The organism is Desulfovibrio sp. (genome assembly GCF_034006445.1).
Lineage (GTDB): Bacteria > Desulfobacterota > Desulfovibrionia > Desulfovibrionales > Desulfovibrionaceae > Desulfovibrio.
The window spans coordinates 70,725-84,464 of sequence record NZ_JAVESS010000006.1 but is presented as its reverse complement, the minus strand read 5'-3'; the positions used below and the strand labels follow the sequence as shown (position 1 = coordinate 84,464).

The following is a 13,740-nucleotide window of genomic DNA, read 5'->3' as shown; positions in this document are numbered from 1 at the left end:
CAAGGAAAAGGCGCGGCCACGCGGTCACGCTGCGCGCCCCTGTCCTCTTTTGTCTGCCCTTGTCAAAATGGCCTTTTTCTTGCAATGTTTTTCAGCAATAGGTGACCAAGAAAAAAGCAAACCCTCACCAGACATTTTTGGGGCTGGCATGAACAAAGTTTTGGCGCAAGATGAAGTGGATGCCCTGCTTCGCGGGCTTTCCGGCGGCGAAATTGAGAGCGAAGTTGAGACCCCGGAAGACGATTCCGGCATTGTGGCCTTTGACCTTGCCAATCAGGACCGCATCATACGCGGGCGCATGCCCGTGCTTGAAATCGTCAATGACCGTTTCGCCCGGCTTTGCACCAACGCCCTTTCCAACTCCGTGCGCAAGCGCGTTGAACTGAATCCCATATCCATTGATATGACCAAGTTCGGCGAGTTCATGCGCTCCCTGCCCGTGCCCACGTCCATCAACATCTTCAAGATGGATCCCCTGCGCGGCAATGCCATCATGGTTGTGGACTCCCGCCTGGTCTTTGCCCTGGTGGAGAGCGTCTTTGGCGGCGCTGGCTCACAGCCCAAGGTGGAGGGCCGTGAATTTACCCGCATCGAGCAGGCCGTGGTGGACAAGATCGTCAAGATCGCCCTGGAAAATATGGAAGAATCCTGGCGGCCCGTACACGACGTGAAGCTGGAACTGGTGCGCAGCGAAATCAATCCGCAGTTCGCCGCCATAGTGCCGCCCAGCGACGTCGTTGTCGTCATCACCTTTGAGGTTGAGCTGGATACGGCTCTGGGCTCCATGATCATCTGCCTGCCCTACGCCACCATCGAGCCCATCCGCTCCAAGCTGCACGCCAGCTTTCAGACGGAACGCCTTGAAGTGGACCACGCCTGGGTGGCGCGCCTCAAGGAGCGCCTGCTGGAAACGCCCATTGAACTCAAGGTACACTTCGGCGGCACCACCATCACCGGCAACCAGCTGCTGCGCATGCAGGTTGGCGACGTTCTTGTGCTGGACAAGGATCAGGAAGACCTGCTGAACTGCACCGTGGCCGGAGTCTGCAAATATCAGGGAATAGCCGGCACCGTGAAAGCCATGAAATCCTTTCAGATTATCAAGGAAAACGAGCCGCAATACACCTGATTGCGGATTGCAGCCGCCCGCCTGTCCCGACATATCTGCGCGCCCGATGTCGCCTGACGTCGCCTGACGCCGCCCGACGCCGCCCGACGCCAGCCGCAGACGAAAGATCACATTTTTCCCATACGCAAAGGCCCGGTGTTACAGCGTAACCAGCCGGGCCTTTCAATTTACCACAAAGGCCCCCTGTGGCGCGCACCCTCAAGGCGAGGGCGCGTTGCCGACAGCGGGCATATTTTTGTTTTGCTCATTCCTTCATTTTTTCCAGCATGCGCGCTGCGCGTAACTGACGCATACGCGGAGCCAGGATGCGCACTGTCGCCGCTGGCAAATGCGGCACCACGGCCACGCCGTCCGGCACGTCATCGTCATCGCTGTTGTCGCTGCCTTCGGGGTGCAGCAAGATGCTCTGGCAGCCCGCCGCAAGACCAGCCTTCACATCGCGCACGCGATCGCCGATCATCCAGGAATTGGCCAGATCAAGCTCCAAATCGCGAGCGGCTTGCAGCAGGAGCCCCGGCTCGGGCTTGCGGCACTCGCAGGGGCCGGTGATTTCCGGCAGATGCGGGCAGTAGTACCACGCATCTATGGCCGCGTTCTTGGCGGCCAGTTCCTCATTGACCCATTCTTCCAGCAGGCGCAACGCTTCGCGGTCATACATGCCGCGCGCGATGCCGGACTGGTTGCTCACCACCACAAGCACATAGCCCACGGCCCGCAGGCGCTTGAGCGCTTCGGCCACGCCGGGCAGCCATTGCCAGTCTTCCTTGCGGTGTACGTAGCCGACATCCTTGTTCAGGGTACCGTCACGGTCAAGAAATACTGCCCGCCGCAAAACCTTACCTTCCACCATATGCTTTCTCCTGACCGTTCTTGAGCGGAGTGCCGCCTGCGCCGAACCCGCTTCTTTGTGTCCTGAAGCCGCTGGAAACCACAGATATGCGTCGCCCATCATGCCGCAAAGCCTGGCCAATTGCAAAAAAATCCGCACAGGCCCCAGGGCCTTTGATCTTTTTCAAAGGTGAGAAGCTCTCACGCTGCACGAAGATGCCGTGCGCCGCAGGGCGCGGGGATTCTGCCAAAAAGTTTTTTATGCTCCAGAAGCGCAAAACGGCCCCATATTCAAAGGAACATGGGGCCGGAAAAGACTTTTCAGGCGCTTGCTCAGCGTCTGCCGTGGTAGTCGCGCAGTGTCGCGGCTTCTTCGGCCGCCTGCGCCACAGGAGCGGGCACAATGGTCTTGCCAATGGGGCACAGGGCCAGGGCAGCCAGCTTCACATGCTGCCATGCGAAAGGAATGCCGATAATGGTCACCGCGCATGCGGCGGCGGACACAAGGTGCCCCATGGCAATCCAGATGCCCGCGAACAGCAGCCAGATAATGTTGCCCACTGTGCCGAACACGCTCGTGCCCACATCGGGGGAGCCTGTCAGCACATCGCGCGAAACGGGCATCTTGCCAAAGGGGAAAAAGGCGAAGTTGCCCATGACAAAGCACGCGCGCCCCCAGGGGATGCCCACAATGGAGATAAAGCAGAGCACGCCGAACAGCCACCACATGAGGCCCATAAAAACCCCACCCAGCAAAAACCACAGCGCGTTGCCAAGGCAGCCCAGGGTACTGTTCATATATGTTCTCCCACATCAGGGTACACGACGGTACCGAGCAAGCTCAGTTTGCGCTTGCTCTCCCGTTGCTCTGTATTAGAGCAGTTCACGAATGAAATGAGTTAACTGCTCTGCAAGGATTTTTCTGAAAAATCCTTGTCACGAAATGCGAGCAGGCGGGCTTTTGCCTGCCGTACGCGAGCATTTCAAGTGTTAAATGATCTAGAAGTTCACCACAACCTGCTCGGTCTCGCCGCCGTCGCCCTTGCTGCGGCGGGCCACATCACCGATGTGCCAGGCGCGCAGGTTGAAGGCCTGAATGCGGCTGATGGCCTCTTCACTCTGATCAGGGGGCAACACCATCACATAGCCTATGCCGCCGTTGAAAATCTGCAGGATTTCCGGCCAGGAAAGGTCGCCCGTTTCCTTGAGCCAGCGGAAGACCGGGGGCATCTGCCAACTGCCGAAATTGATGCGGGCCTCGACCTGGGCGGGCAACACGCGGGGGATATTGTCGTAAAAGCCGCCGCCGGTAATATGGGCCATGCCCTTGACCTTGAGGTCGCGCAGAAGGGAGCGCACGGCTTCAACATAAATGATGGTGGGCGCCAGCATGACTTCGCGCACGGTGGCCCCATCGGCTCCGGGAAAAGCGTCTTCAGGTTTGAGACCGCTCTTTTCCAGTACCTTGCGGGCCAGGGAATAGCCGTTGGAGTGCAGACCGGAGGAGGCAATGCCCACGATGTGGTCGCCAACCTGGATGGCCGAACCGTCGATGAGTTTGGCATTGTCCACAATGCCCACGCAAAAGCCCGCGAGATCGTATTCGCCGGGGGCATACATGTCGGGCATTTCAGCGGTTTCACCGCCAAGCAGGGCACAGTCGGCCTGACGACAGCCTTCGGCCACGCCGCCGATGACGGTCTGCGCCGTATCCACATCAAGCTTGCCCGTGGCAAAATAATCCAGGAAGAACAGAGGATTGGCCCCCTGCACCAAAATGTCGTTGACACTCATGGCCACCAGGTCGATGCCCACGGTATCGTGCTTGTCAAAAGCAAAGGCCAGCTTGAGCTTGGTGCCCACGCCATCCGTGGAGGAAACCAGCAAAGGCTCGCTCATGCCGCTGAGGTCAGGTCGGAACAGGCCGCCAAAGCCGCCTATATCTGAGATGACACCCCTGGTCTGGGTGCTCTGCACCATAGATTTGATGCGCGAAACAAGGGTATTTCCCGCTTCAATGTCAACGCCTGCCTGCGTATAGGCTTTTGCGCGATCGCTGGACATCCGTAGCCTCCTTTGGATTGGCGTTCTTTAGCAGATTTTGCCGCAAAGCCCAAGCGACTTTTTTGCCATTGCGCGCCGCCGATTTTTTCTGGCTGCTTTTTTTCCTTCATCCGCCGTGGGGGGGCTGTCCCGTTTTTTTACCGGCGTGCCGATCCTGCCATTTTTCGTAGATTAGTTTCGCCGCCACTGCTAGAGTAAAGCCGGGAAAGAACATGCGCATACTACCATCAAGAAGGTAGCCATGAAAAAACTTACGTCCATATGTCTGCTGTGCGCGATCTGCGTCCTGTGGGGCGTTTGCCCCGCCCCGGCGGCCGGGCGAGACGAAGAGTACGTTCCGCCACCCGGACAACAGGGCGGCGCACAGGTATGGGGCACGCAAGACCTTGAAGGCGGCCCCAACCGCCGGGCACATACAAGTACACGGCGCGACAGCAATGGGGACATTGTCACTTCAGTTGTGCCTCCCCCGCCGCCTGCGCAGCCGCAACAATGGAACGGGCCCATCTATGTCACCCCCTGGGTGTCGCCAGACGGCAGCTATAATGTCGGCGGACAGGGCGGCGTTTACCCTGGCGGGGCTTATCCGGGCGGAGCTTATCCGGGCGGGCCGCTCCCCGGAGTGCCCTATCCCGGCGGCCAGTATCCGGGAGGCCAGTATCCGGGAGGCCAGTACCCCGGCAATCCCCATCCGGGGGGCCAATATCCCGGAGGACAGTACCCCGGCGGCAACCCTGGCGACGGCCAGTATCACGGCGGCCCGCGCCCCGGCCAACAACACTCCGGCGGGCACAATACCCCCTACCCAGGCCAGCGGCCCGGCGGCTCTCAATCCGGCGGCTCTCAATCTGGCGGCCCGCAATCTGGCGGTGGAAGCGACAACTGGCAGCAAGACCCCTATTTCAACAGCAATCCGCATCCCGGCGGCCCCTCCTGGCCCACGGACGGGCCGCGCCCCGGCCCCAATCCTTCACAGGGTCAGGGCAATGTCCAGCGGCAGCCCGCACCGGGCAACAATTACAATACTTACGGCAATCAGGGCTACGGCTCCGGATATAATCAGGGATACAATCAGGGGTACGGCCAAACGTATGGGCAACCGTATGGCCAGCCATACGGCCAGACCTATGGCCAGCCCTATGGCCAGACCTATGCCCCGCCCACCCTCAACCAGAGAGCCAATGAAGAGGCCGACATCCTTGCGGATGAACAGCAATGGCACCAACAGGGCGATCCACAGAACATGCAGGAAGACATGCCGCAGTCCTGGGGGCCGCCCATGGGCATGCCGCCACAGGGCTATAATCAGGGTTATGACCAGCACGGATACGGCCAGCCTGGGTACGTCGGTCAGGGCCAGCAACAGGGCGCGCCCCAAAGCCAGCAGCAGGGCCAGCAGCAAGCCCAGCCCGGGCGGCAGCAGCCCCCACCCCCTCAGGGCGGAGCAGCACCCGCCGTGCCGTACAGCACCATAAACCCCAACACTTCCGCAGGGGGGCGCTGATATGCAGGCACTGCTCTGGCACGCGCTGGACGGCGCGCACAAGGGTTCCGTTCAGTGCGATTTGTGCGCCCACGGCTGCCGCCTGAAAAAAGGGGACAAGGGCCTGTGCGGCGTACGCGCCAACAGTAACGGGGAACTGGTCACGCTTGTGGGCAACGTTGTTACGGCCGTCAATATGGACCCGGTGGAAAAAAAGCCGCTCTACCATTTCTTGCCCGGCTCAAGAACCTTCTCCATTGGCAGCGCAGGCTGCAATTTTTTCTGCAAATACTGCCAGAACAGCAGCATCGCCCACATCCCCCCCAGCGGCCTCGTGCCCGGCAAAAGGGCCACGCCCGAAGACCTGATCGTGCTCGCGCAGGAAAATCATGCACGCAGCATGGCCTTTACCTATAATGAGCCCACGGTATTTTTTGAACTGGTGTACGAAACCGCCGGGCTGGCCATCGCCCGCGATATCCGCTGCCTGCTCGTGACCAACGGCTACATGTCGGAAGAATGCCTGCGGGCCCTCAGCCGCCGCGTCTGCGCCGTCAACGTGGATCTCAAATCGTTTCGCGACAGCTTTTATCGGCAGTATTGCGGCGCACGCCTGCAACCTGTGCTTGATAATCTCAAAGCCATGCGTAAACTTGGCTGGTGGCTGGAAGTGACCACCCTGGTCATTCCCGGCGTCAATGACAGCGCCGCCGAACTCAAGGAGGCGGCAGCCTTCATCCATCAGGAACTGGGAGCCCACACGCCCTGGCATCTGTCGGCCTTTCACGGGGCGCATCAGATGGCCGACCATCCCTCCACTCCTCTTTCCAAACTGGAAGAGGCATGGAGCATCGGCCGCCAGGAAGGTCTGCACTTCGTGTACATCGGCAACGCGTTGAGCGCCATGGGCAGCAATACCTTTTGCCCCGAATGCGGCGTACTGGTCATTGAGCGCCAGGGCTACAGCATAACCATGCATATGCAGGCGGGCACACCGGGCGTTTGCCCTTCCTGCCATACAACACTGCCCGGAGTCTGGACCTGATGATTCTTGTATATACTGGCGACGGCAAAGGAAAAACCAGCGCCTGCACAGGGCAGGCCGTGCGAGCCCTGGGTCAGGGCATGAAGGTGGCTTTTGGCCAGTTCATGAAACGCGACGGACAGGCCGGAGAACAGGCCATGCTGTCGCAGTGGCTTGGGCCGCGCTTTGTGGCCGGGGGACTCGGTTTTTTGCGCAAGGATGAAGACCGCCCCGCGCACAGGCAGGCCGCCCTGCGCATGCTCGACTGGGCACGGGAGCAACTGGCCCATGTGGACATGCTGGTGCTGGACGAAACCCTGTACGCCCTGAGCGCGGGCATTCTGACGCAGGAAGAAGTGGAAGACCTGCTCGCCCTTGCCCGGCAGCTGGATAAACACCTGGTGCTCTCGGGCCGCAATGCCCCGGACTGGCTGGTGGAAGCCGCCGACCTTGTGACGTCCATGACGGAAATCAAGCACCCGTGGCGCTCCGGCGTCAAGGCCAGCCCCGGAATCGAATACTAGGGCAAAGGTCACGTTGCAATATTTTGTGGAAGAAAGGAGAAATGCTTTGTGGGGGAGGGACCCTTTTGCAAAAGGGTCTCCTCCCCCACGCCCCCTCCCCCTAAAACTCTTAGTGTATTTTACGGCATTGTAACTTTAAAAAAGTGTACATGCTCGAACGCTGCACAAAAGCAGCGCACCACAACATACGGTAATAAGGATTGTTCATGGCGGCACTGACCATCTACGTGGCTGGCTCATTCAAACACAAACACGGTGTGCGGCTTCTGGGACGTGAACTGCGCGGCATGGGCTGCCGCCTTCTTGACTGGACGGAGAAGGCCGTGCCGCCGCCCGGCCTCACCCCCGCCGAACGCCGCATCTGGATGGATACGGACAGGGACGGCGGGCAGGTCTACAGCTTTTGCCGGGACGCCTGCATCAAGGCGGATATGGTCATCTATTACGGCGCGTCCGGGCAGGACGCCGGGGTGGAAGTGGGCCTGGCCGCCGGGGCCGGGGTTCCGGTGCTGGGCATACGCGGCCCCCTTGAAGGCCCCGGCCTTATGCTGCACGGTGCCGTCAGCTACTGGACAGACAGCATCGAGGAGGCCCTTGAAGCCACGGCCACCCTGTTGCGCCACAAGGAAGAGGATTGGAAAAACCTAAGCGACGAATCTTGTGAAGGGCTGCGGCGCTTGGGCCAGGCATTGCGCAATGGCAGGGCCTGAACAAGGCTGTCTCGGAAAAATTCTTCGCGTGCCCTCGGGCAGGCTCTTAGCCTGGCCTCAAAAAGGCTCTTCGCCTGGCCTCGAAAAGGCTATTCGCCTGGCCCCAAGGCTAATCGCTGGCCGGGGTCGCTTTTTTTCAAAACGCACGTCACCGTTTTCATAACTTGCGGTGGGCTGCCAGCCCAGATGCGCGTAAAACCCGCTGGCCCGGCTCCTGCCATCTGTCTCAAGCCATATGGTTTCGTGCCTACGAAAAAGGCTGGCCTCTGCCTCGGCCATAAGCCTTCGGCCAAGCCCGCGCCCCTCCCACTCCGGCAGAACAAAGGCGGCAAAAACGCAGCCTTCCTCCGCATCAACCATGGCAAAACCCACGGCTTTGCCATCCGCTTCGGCCAGCCAGGCGCAGGGTTCAGCCGCAATGGCCTCCCGTATGGCGTCGGGCGTGATGCCCATAGCCGCCATCTGTTCCAGAGAAAGATGGTTTTCTCTCACGCTGGTGCGGATGTGAAAAACGGCCTCCACATCCGCCTCTGTGGCGAGTCGTATGTGTATGGCGGCGTCATGCATGATTTTTCCTCTTTTTGCTGCACGGCTGCGCCTGGCAGACGGAGGCGCAAAAGAGATGGCCCGGTTTGCAACGGCGCTTGCGCCAAAACCGGGCCATCCTGCTGATTCTGTTGTTCGTCAGCGTCTGCGTCAGGGCAGATCGTTGCTTTCCAGACCGCCGCCGGAAGAACTGCCACCGGAAGAACTGCCTGAAGAAGAGCCGCCGGAACGGGCCGGTGAAGACGCGGGGGTCGTGTTCATGCCGCCCGATCCGCTTCCTGCGCCCATGCCATCGCCAGCGAGGCCCGCGCCATCGTGCTGCTCAGGCGTGCTTGTGCCAAGCTGGCCGACCTTTTGCGGCAACATCAGGTAGCTCGTTACGGAAGTTACGCCGGGCACGCCGCGCGCGGCCTGTATGGCCAGCTGCTTTTCGGCGTCGTCCTTGACCACGCCCAGCAGCACCACACGGCCCGAGTTCACCTCCGTATCAATCCGCGAGGACGAAAGCCCCTTGGTGCCTATGAGATCCTTACGCAACCGCGCGGCCAGCATCATGTTGTTGCTGTCGCTGGTGGCAGGGGTAAACCAGTGCGGCGTGACGGAAAGGGGCTTGTACTTCTGGGCAATGGTTATGGCCTTGCCCTGCATGTCCGCCGGGATCTCGCCCACAAGAAACACATGGCGGTAAAAACTGTACACAGCAACAGACCAGCCCCCGGTGAAGCTTTCATCCATGAGGCCCGTCTTGATCTTGGTGGCCATGGCCTTGTCGTCCGAAATGGTGTCAACAAGGCGTTGGTCGTCGATGATACCGTAGCCGCCGTAAGCGCAGCCGCTCAGGCCCGCCAGCAGTAACAGCAGCAGAATAAGCGTCAGGCGTTGCATGACATTCTCCTTTGGGCGTTTATTGCTTTTCGCGCCGGATGCGCGCGCCCACGGCATTGAGCTTGTGCTCGATATGTTCATACCCTCTGTCCAGATGGTAGATGCGGCGCACTTCCGTAGTGCCCTGAGCCGCGAGGCCAGCCAGCACCAGCGACGCGCTGGCCCGAAGATCCGAGGCCATGACAGGGGCTCCCGTGAGCTTCTGCACGCCGCGCACCATGGCCGTATGGCCTGAAACCTTGATCTGCGCACCCATACGCATCAATTCCTGAACATGCATGAAGCGGTTTTCAAAAATGCTCTCTTCCACCACGCTGGCCCCTTGCGCCAGGCACATGAGCGCCATGAGCTGGGCCTGCATGTCTGTGGGAAAACCGGGGAAGGGTTGGGTTTTCACGTCCGCGCCGCGCAGGGGCGCTGAGCAGCAGCGGGCCAGAACGCCCTTGTCCTGCGGGGTGATTTCCATCCCCATGCCGCGCAGCTTGAGAATGACGGCCTCAAGCTCCTCATACGGGCAATTGTGCAGCAAAAGCTCGCCGCCCGTGATGCCCGCGGCCACCAGAAACGTACCAGCCTCAATGCGGTCGGACATGACAGGGTAAACAGCGCTGTGCAACGAACTGACGCCCTTGATGCGGATGGTGGACGTGCCCTGCCCTGTGACATGCGCGCCGCAGGCGCACAGAAAGTTGGCAAGGTCCACCACTTCAGGCTCGCGGGCCACGTTTTCAAGAATGGTTTCACCTTCTGCCAGGGTCGCGGCCATGAGCAGATTTTCTGTACCGCCAACAGTGGGCATGTCAAAAGTGATGTGCGCGCCCGTGAGCTTGCGGCAGCGCCCGATGATATACCCTTCTTCCAGTTGGAAGCTCGCGCCCATCTGCTCCAGCCCTTTAAGGTGCTGATCCACGGGGCGCGCGCCAATGGCGCAGCCACCCGGCAGGGCCACGCGGGCCTGACCGATGCGCGCCAGCAATGGCCCAAGGCACAGCACCGAAGCCCGCATGGTGCGTACAAGGTCATACGGCGCTTCGGGCAGTAGCGTCCCGGGGGCGATTTTCACCTGCCCCTTTTCATAGCTGCAGTCGCAGCCAAGCACGCCAAGCAGGTTGAGGGTCGTGTGAATGTCGCGCAGGTCAGGCACATTGGTGATGGTGACGGGTTCCTCGGCAAGAATGGCCGCAAAAAGAATGGGCAGTGCCGCATTTTTGGAACCGCTGACTTCAATAGTGCCTGTAAGCGGCAGACCGCCCTCAATGACCAGTTTGTCCATAACTATCCCCGAACGGTTATGCCGCTTTGCGGCCAATGTTTATCATGTGGTGTTTAATCCCGTCGGGCATACGCGGAACGTGCGCGGACGAGTGGGAGCGGGCACTGACGGCTTGCCGTCCAGGGCCGGTACGGGCCCGCAGGCTGCCTCTTGCGGCGGTTGGCGGAGTGTAATTTTTTTTCTAGATAAAATCCAGATCGCATCCTCCTAAAAAAGTCTTGCCAAAAGAAATTATCCTGCTTATAAGAGCTTTCCCGTGGCGGAAGTAGCTCAGTAGGTAGAGCACCTGGTTGTGGCCCAGGTGGCCGTGGGTTCAAGTCCCATCTTTCGCCCCACAAATTTCCCGCGCCAGCACACGCCACGGCGCGGGTTTTTTTACGGAGCGTGGCGCAGCCTGGTAGCGCACCTGCTTTGGGAGCAGGGGGTCGAAGGTTCGAATCCTTTCGCTCCGACCAATTAAAAATAGCTAGGGGTAGTTAAGTGAAAGCTTAACTACCCCTTTCTTGCGTGTGAAGAAAGGGTGCACGTGAAGAAAGGCATGGCGAGAGCGCGCGGGGCGAGGAACCAAAGAGGTCCAGCCTAGAGACACTCAAAAAGAGAGCATCCCCATGCCTTGGGCTACCCGCAAGCCAAGGATGCGTTGACATCTAGCAGCGTATAATGAAGTTTAAATGAATCAACAACAATATGGACATATATTTTATCAGTAATTTCAGATAAAATTCCTTATATGCGGATCTTTATTACTAAATCGCTCCAACAATTGTTCGCAAATTACAATATTAAGCAATAATATGTAACAAGCAACTATAGCATCCCTATAGTGCACTGTGGGATCACTCAACGCGCAAGTAAGTTTCAAGTCACTTTTTAAAAAATATTTAATACAAAATACAATAGCCATCAGTCAGGCATACTGACATTCCCTTAACTATATGTTAAACTCTGTAGAATAGTTCAAAAAAGAAAGCCGCCTGTACGAGAAATAATTTTCCATGGGGCTTACGCAGCTTCCTTTTACCTGATGCTGATCATGCTAAATTTTATGCAAGAGCGGATGCATACCGTAAGCAATATCAACGCACACTCAATATCATACTCAATATTTATAGCAGTTAGAGAGTGAATTATGGTTTTACCTAAAACAGTTAAAGCTATAAGATTTGTTTTACAGACAGGAATTTTTGCAAGTTCTCTCGTGGCTGCCATTACAGATTTTCTTTCCCCGCTTGGCCCATATTGTAAATATATTACTATACTTTTATTTATCACATGTGCCAGCACAATCGTGATGGTTGTCATTCCTCGTGTCGACAGGCGGATGCGCTCCATAACAAAATACTGGTTTTTTCCTCTTTGGTGCAGCATTTTCACTGCGCTTCTGGTTTTTGGAGTCATGTCCTATTTGGCAAAAACTTCAAATCCGCAAAAAGGGTTTATAGCTTCTCACAGTTCATCAATAGAAAAATTTCAAAGTTTACTCTTTGAAATATCTGAATCGTCTCAAAAAATAGCGGCAAACACAGAAAAAACAGCAGAAAACACAGCAAAAATCCATGGAAAGCTAGGGCAGCTAAAGCAAGAAAAGAGTAATGATCCAAGAAAAGAATTGGCTAATTTTGGAATTTCTTGGAACATTCGTGAATATAACAGTATGGTTGAACAAGGGGACATACAAATATTAAAACTTTTTTATGAAGGGGGAATTGCACCGAATATAGTAATTGCAAATACGAAAATAAATCCTATCTATAATGCGTGCGTTAATCAAACACACAATTACAAAACAGTATACAAACAAGCTTTAGAGTTTGGATTCTCCCCTGATGAAAAACTACCAATTAAATTACCTTATCCATCCCAGATAACAACACCTTCTACTTTTGAATATTACTATATTGAGCAAATAGGATCCAAAAATATTAAACAATTTTCTTTGGGTGAATTTCTTGCCATTTGTTGGACTCATATAGATGACGATCAAATCAATTTCATAGTTGAAAACAATATCGCGATAAAAACAGGGCTGGCTTACAGAAAAGAAGCGTATGATTTCTTACTGAACAAATACCAGTCACGAAAGCGCATACTGGAAAACACTATTTCTGCCAATAAAGAACTTTTTTCAGCCACTTCTTGTGCCGATGTATACAGAATTAACACAAAAGATGTGGATAGTAATTTCGAATATACCTTAAATTCTGAGCGCGACTTTTGCAAAATCCGCAATTCACTATCCAGGACCAGTTTCGCGCTATCACTGTTGGAACGCTCATTAGATCGCTTTACAGCAGAATTGAGTACGACTATCGCCCTACTCAACTCTGCTCATGATTTTCATCTTGCAACAAAAAAACTTGAGCAGGTTAAGAAATAACAGTCCAAAACTAATAACGCTTCATCCGTGTATACTACCGCTCCCTTATGTTATTTCCATAAAGCGTCTGTAATTTCCGCATGGCAATCTTGGCAATGCAGTTTCTACAGAACATCTTTTACTTTAAAAACAGCCAATCATGGGCTAAGAACTATTAGCGATCATTGACACCCACAAAGGAGGCAAACATGGCAAACTGGAAAGAGACTCTTGATGCAAGTATGGGCACCATCGGAACGCTGGCTAATGGCAACTCCGGCATCATAGAAGCGCTGGGGGTTCTGGGTAAGGCGACATCAAGCAAGGGCGCTTTGGACGAAAAAACACGCGAGCTTATTTCTCTTGCTGTTGCCGCAACAACCCGTTGCGAGGGCTGCATTTCCGTGCACGCTGATGCCGCCGTAAAAGCAGGCGCAAGCCGCGATGAGTTGCTGGAAACCCTGGCTGTGGCCATTAACCTGAACGCCGGGGCCGCACTGGTGTATTCCTCTAAAATTCTTGAAGCCTTCGACCAGTTTTCTGCCAAATAGCCCTGCCAAAATTGTTTTTGCAGTGGGGGCGAAAGTCCAAATCCTTTCGTCATGACCAGATACAAGCAAGCGATCATCTGCATTTTGCAGATGATCGCTTTTCTTTTTTGCGCTCATTTTTCCCCATTTTGCGACCATTTTGCGACCAATCGGGCAAAATATTCTTTGCTCCGCCCAAGAATTCAGACCCTCCTCCTTCGAGCCTCGTTTTATGCTGCCCCAGTCCCAGCCTGACAAAGCCCTTGCGCGGACAGGCTGCACTTTCACGACACAGAGCAGGTACTTTTTCTTCGAATATTTACAATTATGCTTTTTACTTAGTATTTCCCTGCGACCAGTATGGCCTTTCTGCACGGCCCCAGCGCCA

13 protein-coding genes and 2 tRNA genes are annotated in these 13,740 nt (G+C 56.2%); 9 read left to right on the top strand and 6 right to left on the bottom strand.

What is annotated here, in order from left to right; translation table 11 throughout:
- The first annotated feature begins 148 nt into the window (after window positions 1-148).
- Entirely contained in the window at window positions 149-1,129 is a 981-nt protein-coding gene (gene fliM / locus RBR41_RS07985; RefSeq protein ID WP_320352054.1) for a flagellar motor switch protein FliM, read from the top strand.
- A gap of 244 nt (window positions 1,130-1,373) precedes the next feature.
- On the opposite strand, the gene gmhB is transcribed toward fliM, so the two are convergent.
- The 3 genes from gmhB to purM all read right to left on the bottom strand — a co-directional run bounded on the left by gmhB (window position 1,374) and on the right by purM (window position 4,021).
- Window positions 1,374-1,979, bottom strand: a complete 606-nt coding sequence (gene gmhB / locus RBR41_RS07980) for a D-glycero-beta-D-manno-heptose 1,7-bisphosphate 7-phosphatase (protein WP_320352053.1) — start codon at window positions 1,977-1,979, stop codon at window positions 1,374-1,376.
- A gap of 311 nt (window positions 1,980-2,290) precedes the next feature.
- Window positions 2,291-2,755, bottom strand: coding sequence for a YccF domain-containing protein (locus RBR41_RS07975; protein WP_320352052.1), 465 nt, complete (start codon window positions 2,753-2,755; stop codon window positions 2,291-2,293).
- Window positions 2,756-2,956: 201 nt separating this feature from the next.
- A complete protein-coding gene (purM, locus tag RBR41_RS07970) occupies window positions 2,957-4,021 on the bottom strand; it encodes a phosphoribosylformylglycinamidine cyclo-ligase (protein ID WP_320352051.1) in 1,065 nt (354 codons plus the stop codon).
- Between the two features lie 241 nt (window positions 4,022-4,262).
- On the opposite strand from purM, the gene RBR41_RS07965 reads away from it, so the two are divergent.
- The 4 genes from RBR41_RS07965 to RBR41_RS07950 all read left to right on the top strand — a co-directional run bounded on the left by RBR41_RS07965 (window position 4,263) and on the right by RBR41_RS07950 (window position 7,762).
- A complete protein-coding gene (locus tag RBR41_RS07965) occupies window positions 4,263-5,525 on the top strand; it encodes a hypothetical protein (protein ID WP_320352050.1) in 1,263 nt (420 codons plus the stop codon).
- 1 nt (window position 5,526) lies between these two features.
- Window positions 5,527-6,549, top strand: coding sequence for an AmmeMemoRadiSam system radical SAM enzyme (amrS, locus tag RBR41_RS07960; RefSeq protein WP_320352049.1), 1,023 nt, complete (start codon window positions 5,527-5,529; stop codon window positions 6,547-6,549).
- Window positions 6,549-7,052 carry a cob(I)yrinic acid a,c-diamide adenosyltransferase gene (locus RBR41_RS07955; protein ID WP_320352048.1) on the top strand — a complete coding sequence of 168 codons (504 nt, stop codon included), beginning with the start codon at window positions 6,549-6,551 and terminating at the stop codon, window positions 7,050-7,052. Before amrS ends, RBR41_RS07955 begins: the two co-directional genes overlap by 1 nt.
- A 206-nt stretch (window positions 7,053-7,258) precedes the next feature.
- Complete coding sequence (locus tag RBR41_RS07950) at window positions 7,259-7,762, top strand: translation initiation factor 2 (RefSeq protein WP_320352047.1); 504 nt, start codon at window positions 7,259-7,261, stop codon at window positions 7,760-7,762.
- 57 nt (window positions 7,763-7,819) lie between these two features.
- Here the strand turns inward: RBR41_RS07950 and RBR41_RS07945 are convergent, their stop codons facing one another.
- From RBR41_RS07945 to murA, 3 genes are all read right to left on the bottom strand, one after another.
- Window positions 7,820-8,329 carry a GNAT family N-acetyltransferase gene (locus RBR41_RS07945; RefSeq protein ID WP_320352046.1) on the bottom strand — a complete coding sequence of 170 codons (510 nt, stop codon included), beginning with the start codon at window positions 8,327-8,329 and terminating at the stop codon, window positions 7,820-7,822.
- A 129-nt stretch (window positions 8,330-8,458) separates the two neighbouring features.
- Window positions 8,459-9,193, bottom strand: coding sequence for a BON domain-containing protein (locus RBR41_RS07940; protein WP_320352045.1), 735 nt, complete (start codon window positions 9,191-9,193; stop codon window positions 8,459-8,461).
- Window positions 9,194-9,212: 19 nt separating this feature from the next.
- On the bottom strand, window positions 9,213-10,466 hold the full coding sequence (gene murA, locus RBR41_RS07935; protein ID WP_320352044.1) for a UDP-N-acetylglucosamine 1-carboxyvinyltransferase: 1,254 nt from the start codon (window positions 10,464-10,466) through the stop codon (window positions 9,213-9,215).
- A 259-nt stretch (window positions 10,467-10,725) separates the two neighbouring features.
- On the opposite strand from murA, the gene RBR41_RS07930 reads away from it, so the two are divergent.
- The 4 genes from RBR41_RS07930 to RBR41_RS07915 all read left to right on the top strand — a co-directional run bounded on the left by RBR41_RS07930 (window position 10,726) and on the right by RBR41_RS07915 (window position 13,373).
- Window positions 10,726-10,801 (top strand) — tRNA-His (locus tag RBR41_RS07930).
- A gap of 43 nt (window positions 10,802-10,844) precedes the next feature.
- Window positions 10,845-10,921, top strand: a tRNA-Pro gene (locus tag RBR41_RS07925).
- A gap of 674 nt (window positions 10,922-11,595) precedes the next feature.
- On the top strand, window positions 11,596-12,843 hold the full coding sequence (locus tag RBR41_RS07920) for a hypothetical protein (RefSeq protein ID WP_320352043.1): 1,248 nt from the start codon (window positions 11,596-11,598) through the stop codon (window positions 12,841-12,843).
- 188 nt (window positions 12,844-13,031) lie between these two features.
- On the top strand, window positions 13,032-13,373 hold the full coding sequence (locus RBR41_RS07915; RefSeq protein ID WP_320352042.1) for a carboxymuconolactone decarboxylase family protein: 342 nt from the start codon (window positions 13,032-13,034) through the stop codon (window positions 13,371-13,373).
- The last annotated feature ends 367 nt before the right edge of the window (window positions 13,374-13,740 follow it).

What these genes read in the sequence shown, in the direction of transcription:
- fliM (WP_320352054.1), top strand. Translation starts at nt 149, where the DNA reads ATGAACAAAGTTTTGGCGCAAGATGAAGTGGATGCCCTGCTTCGCGGG.
- gmhB (WP_320352053.1), bottom strand. Translation starts at nt 1,979, where the DNA reads ATGGTGGAAGGTAAGGTTTTGCGGCGGGCAGTATTTCTTGACCGTGAC.
- RBR41_RS07975 (WP_320352052.1), bottom strand. Translation starts at nt 2,755, where the DNA reads ATGAACAGTACCCTGGGCTGCCTTGGCAACGCGCTGTGGTTTTTGCTG.
- purM (WP_320352051.1), bottom strand. Translation starts at nt 4,021, where the DNA reads ATGTCCAGCGATCGCGCAAAAGCCTATACGCAGGCAGGCGTTGACATT.
- RBR41_RS07965 (WP_320352050.1), top strand. Translation starts at nt 4,263, where the DNA reads ATGAAAAAACTTACGTCCATATGTCTGCTGTGCGCGATCTGCGTCCTG.
- amrS (WP_320352049.1), top strand. Translation starts at nt 5,527, where the DNA reads ATGCAGGCACTGCTCTGGCACGCGCTGGACGGCGCGCACAAGGGTTCC.
- RBR41_RS07955 (WP_320352048.1), top strand. Translation starts at nt 6,549, where the DNA reads ATGATTCTTGTATATACTGGCGACGGCAAAGGAAAAACCAGCGCCTGC.
- RBR41_RS07950 (WP_320352047.1), top strand. Translation starts at nt 7,259, where the DNA reads ATGGCGGCACTGACCATCTACGTGGCTGGCTCATTCAAACACAAACAC.
- RBR41_RS07945 (WP_320352046.1), bottom strand. Translation starts at nt 8,329, where the DNA reads ATGCATGACGCCGCCATACACATACGACTCGCCACAGAGGCGGATGTG.
- RBR41_RS07940 (WP_320352045.1), bottom strand. Translation starts at nt 9,193, where the DNA reads ATGCAACGCCTGACGCTTATTCTGCTGCTGTTACTGCTGGCGGGCCTG.
- murA (WP_320352044.1), bottom strand. Translation starts at nt 10,466, where the DNA reads ATGGACAAACTGGTCATTGAGGGCGGTCTGCCGCTTACAGGCACTATT.
- RBR41_RS07920 (WP_320352043.1), top strand. Translation starts at nt 11,596, where the DNA reads ATGGTTTTACCTAAAACAGTTAAAGCTATAAGATTTGTTTTACAGACA.
- RBR41_RS07915 (WP_320352042.1), top strand. Translation starts at nt 13,032, where the DNA reads ATGGCAAACTGGAAAGAGACTCTTGATGCAAGTATGGGCACCATCGGA.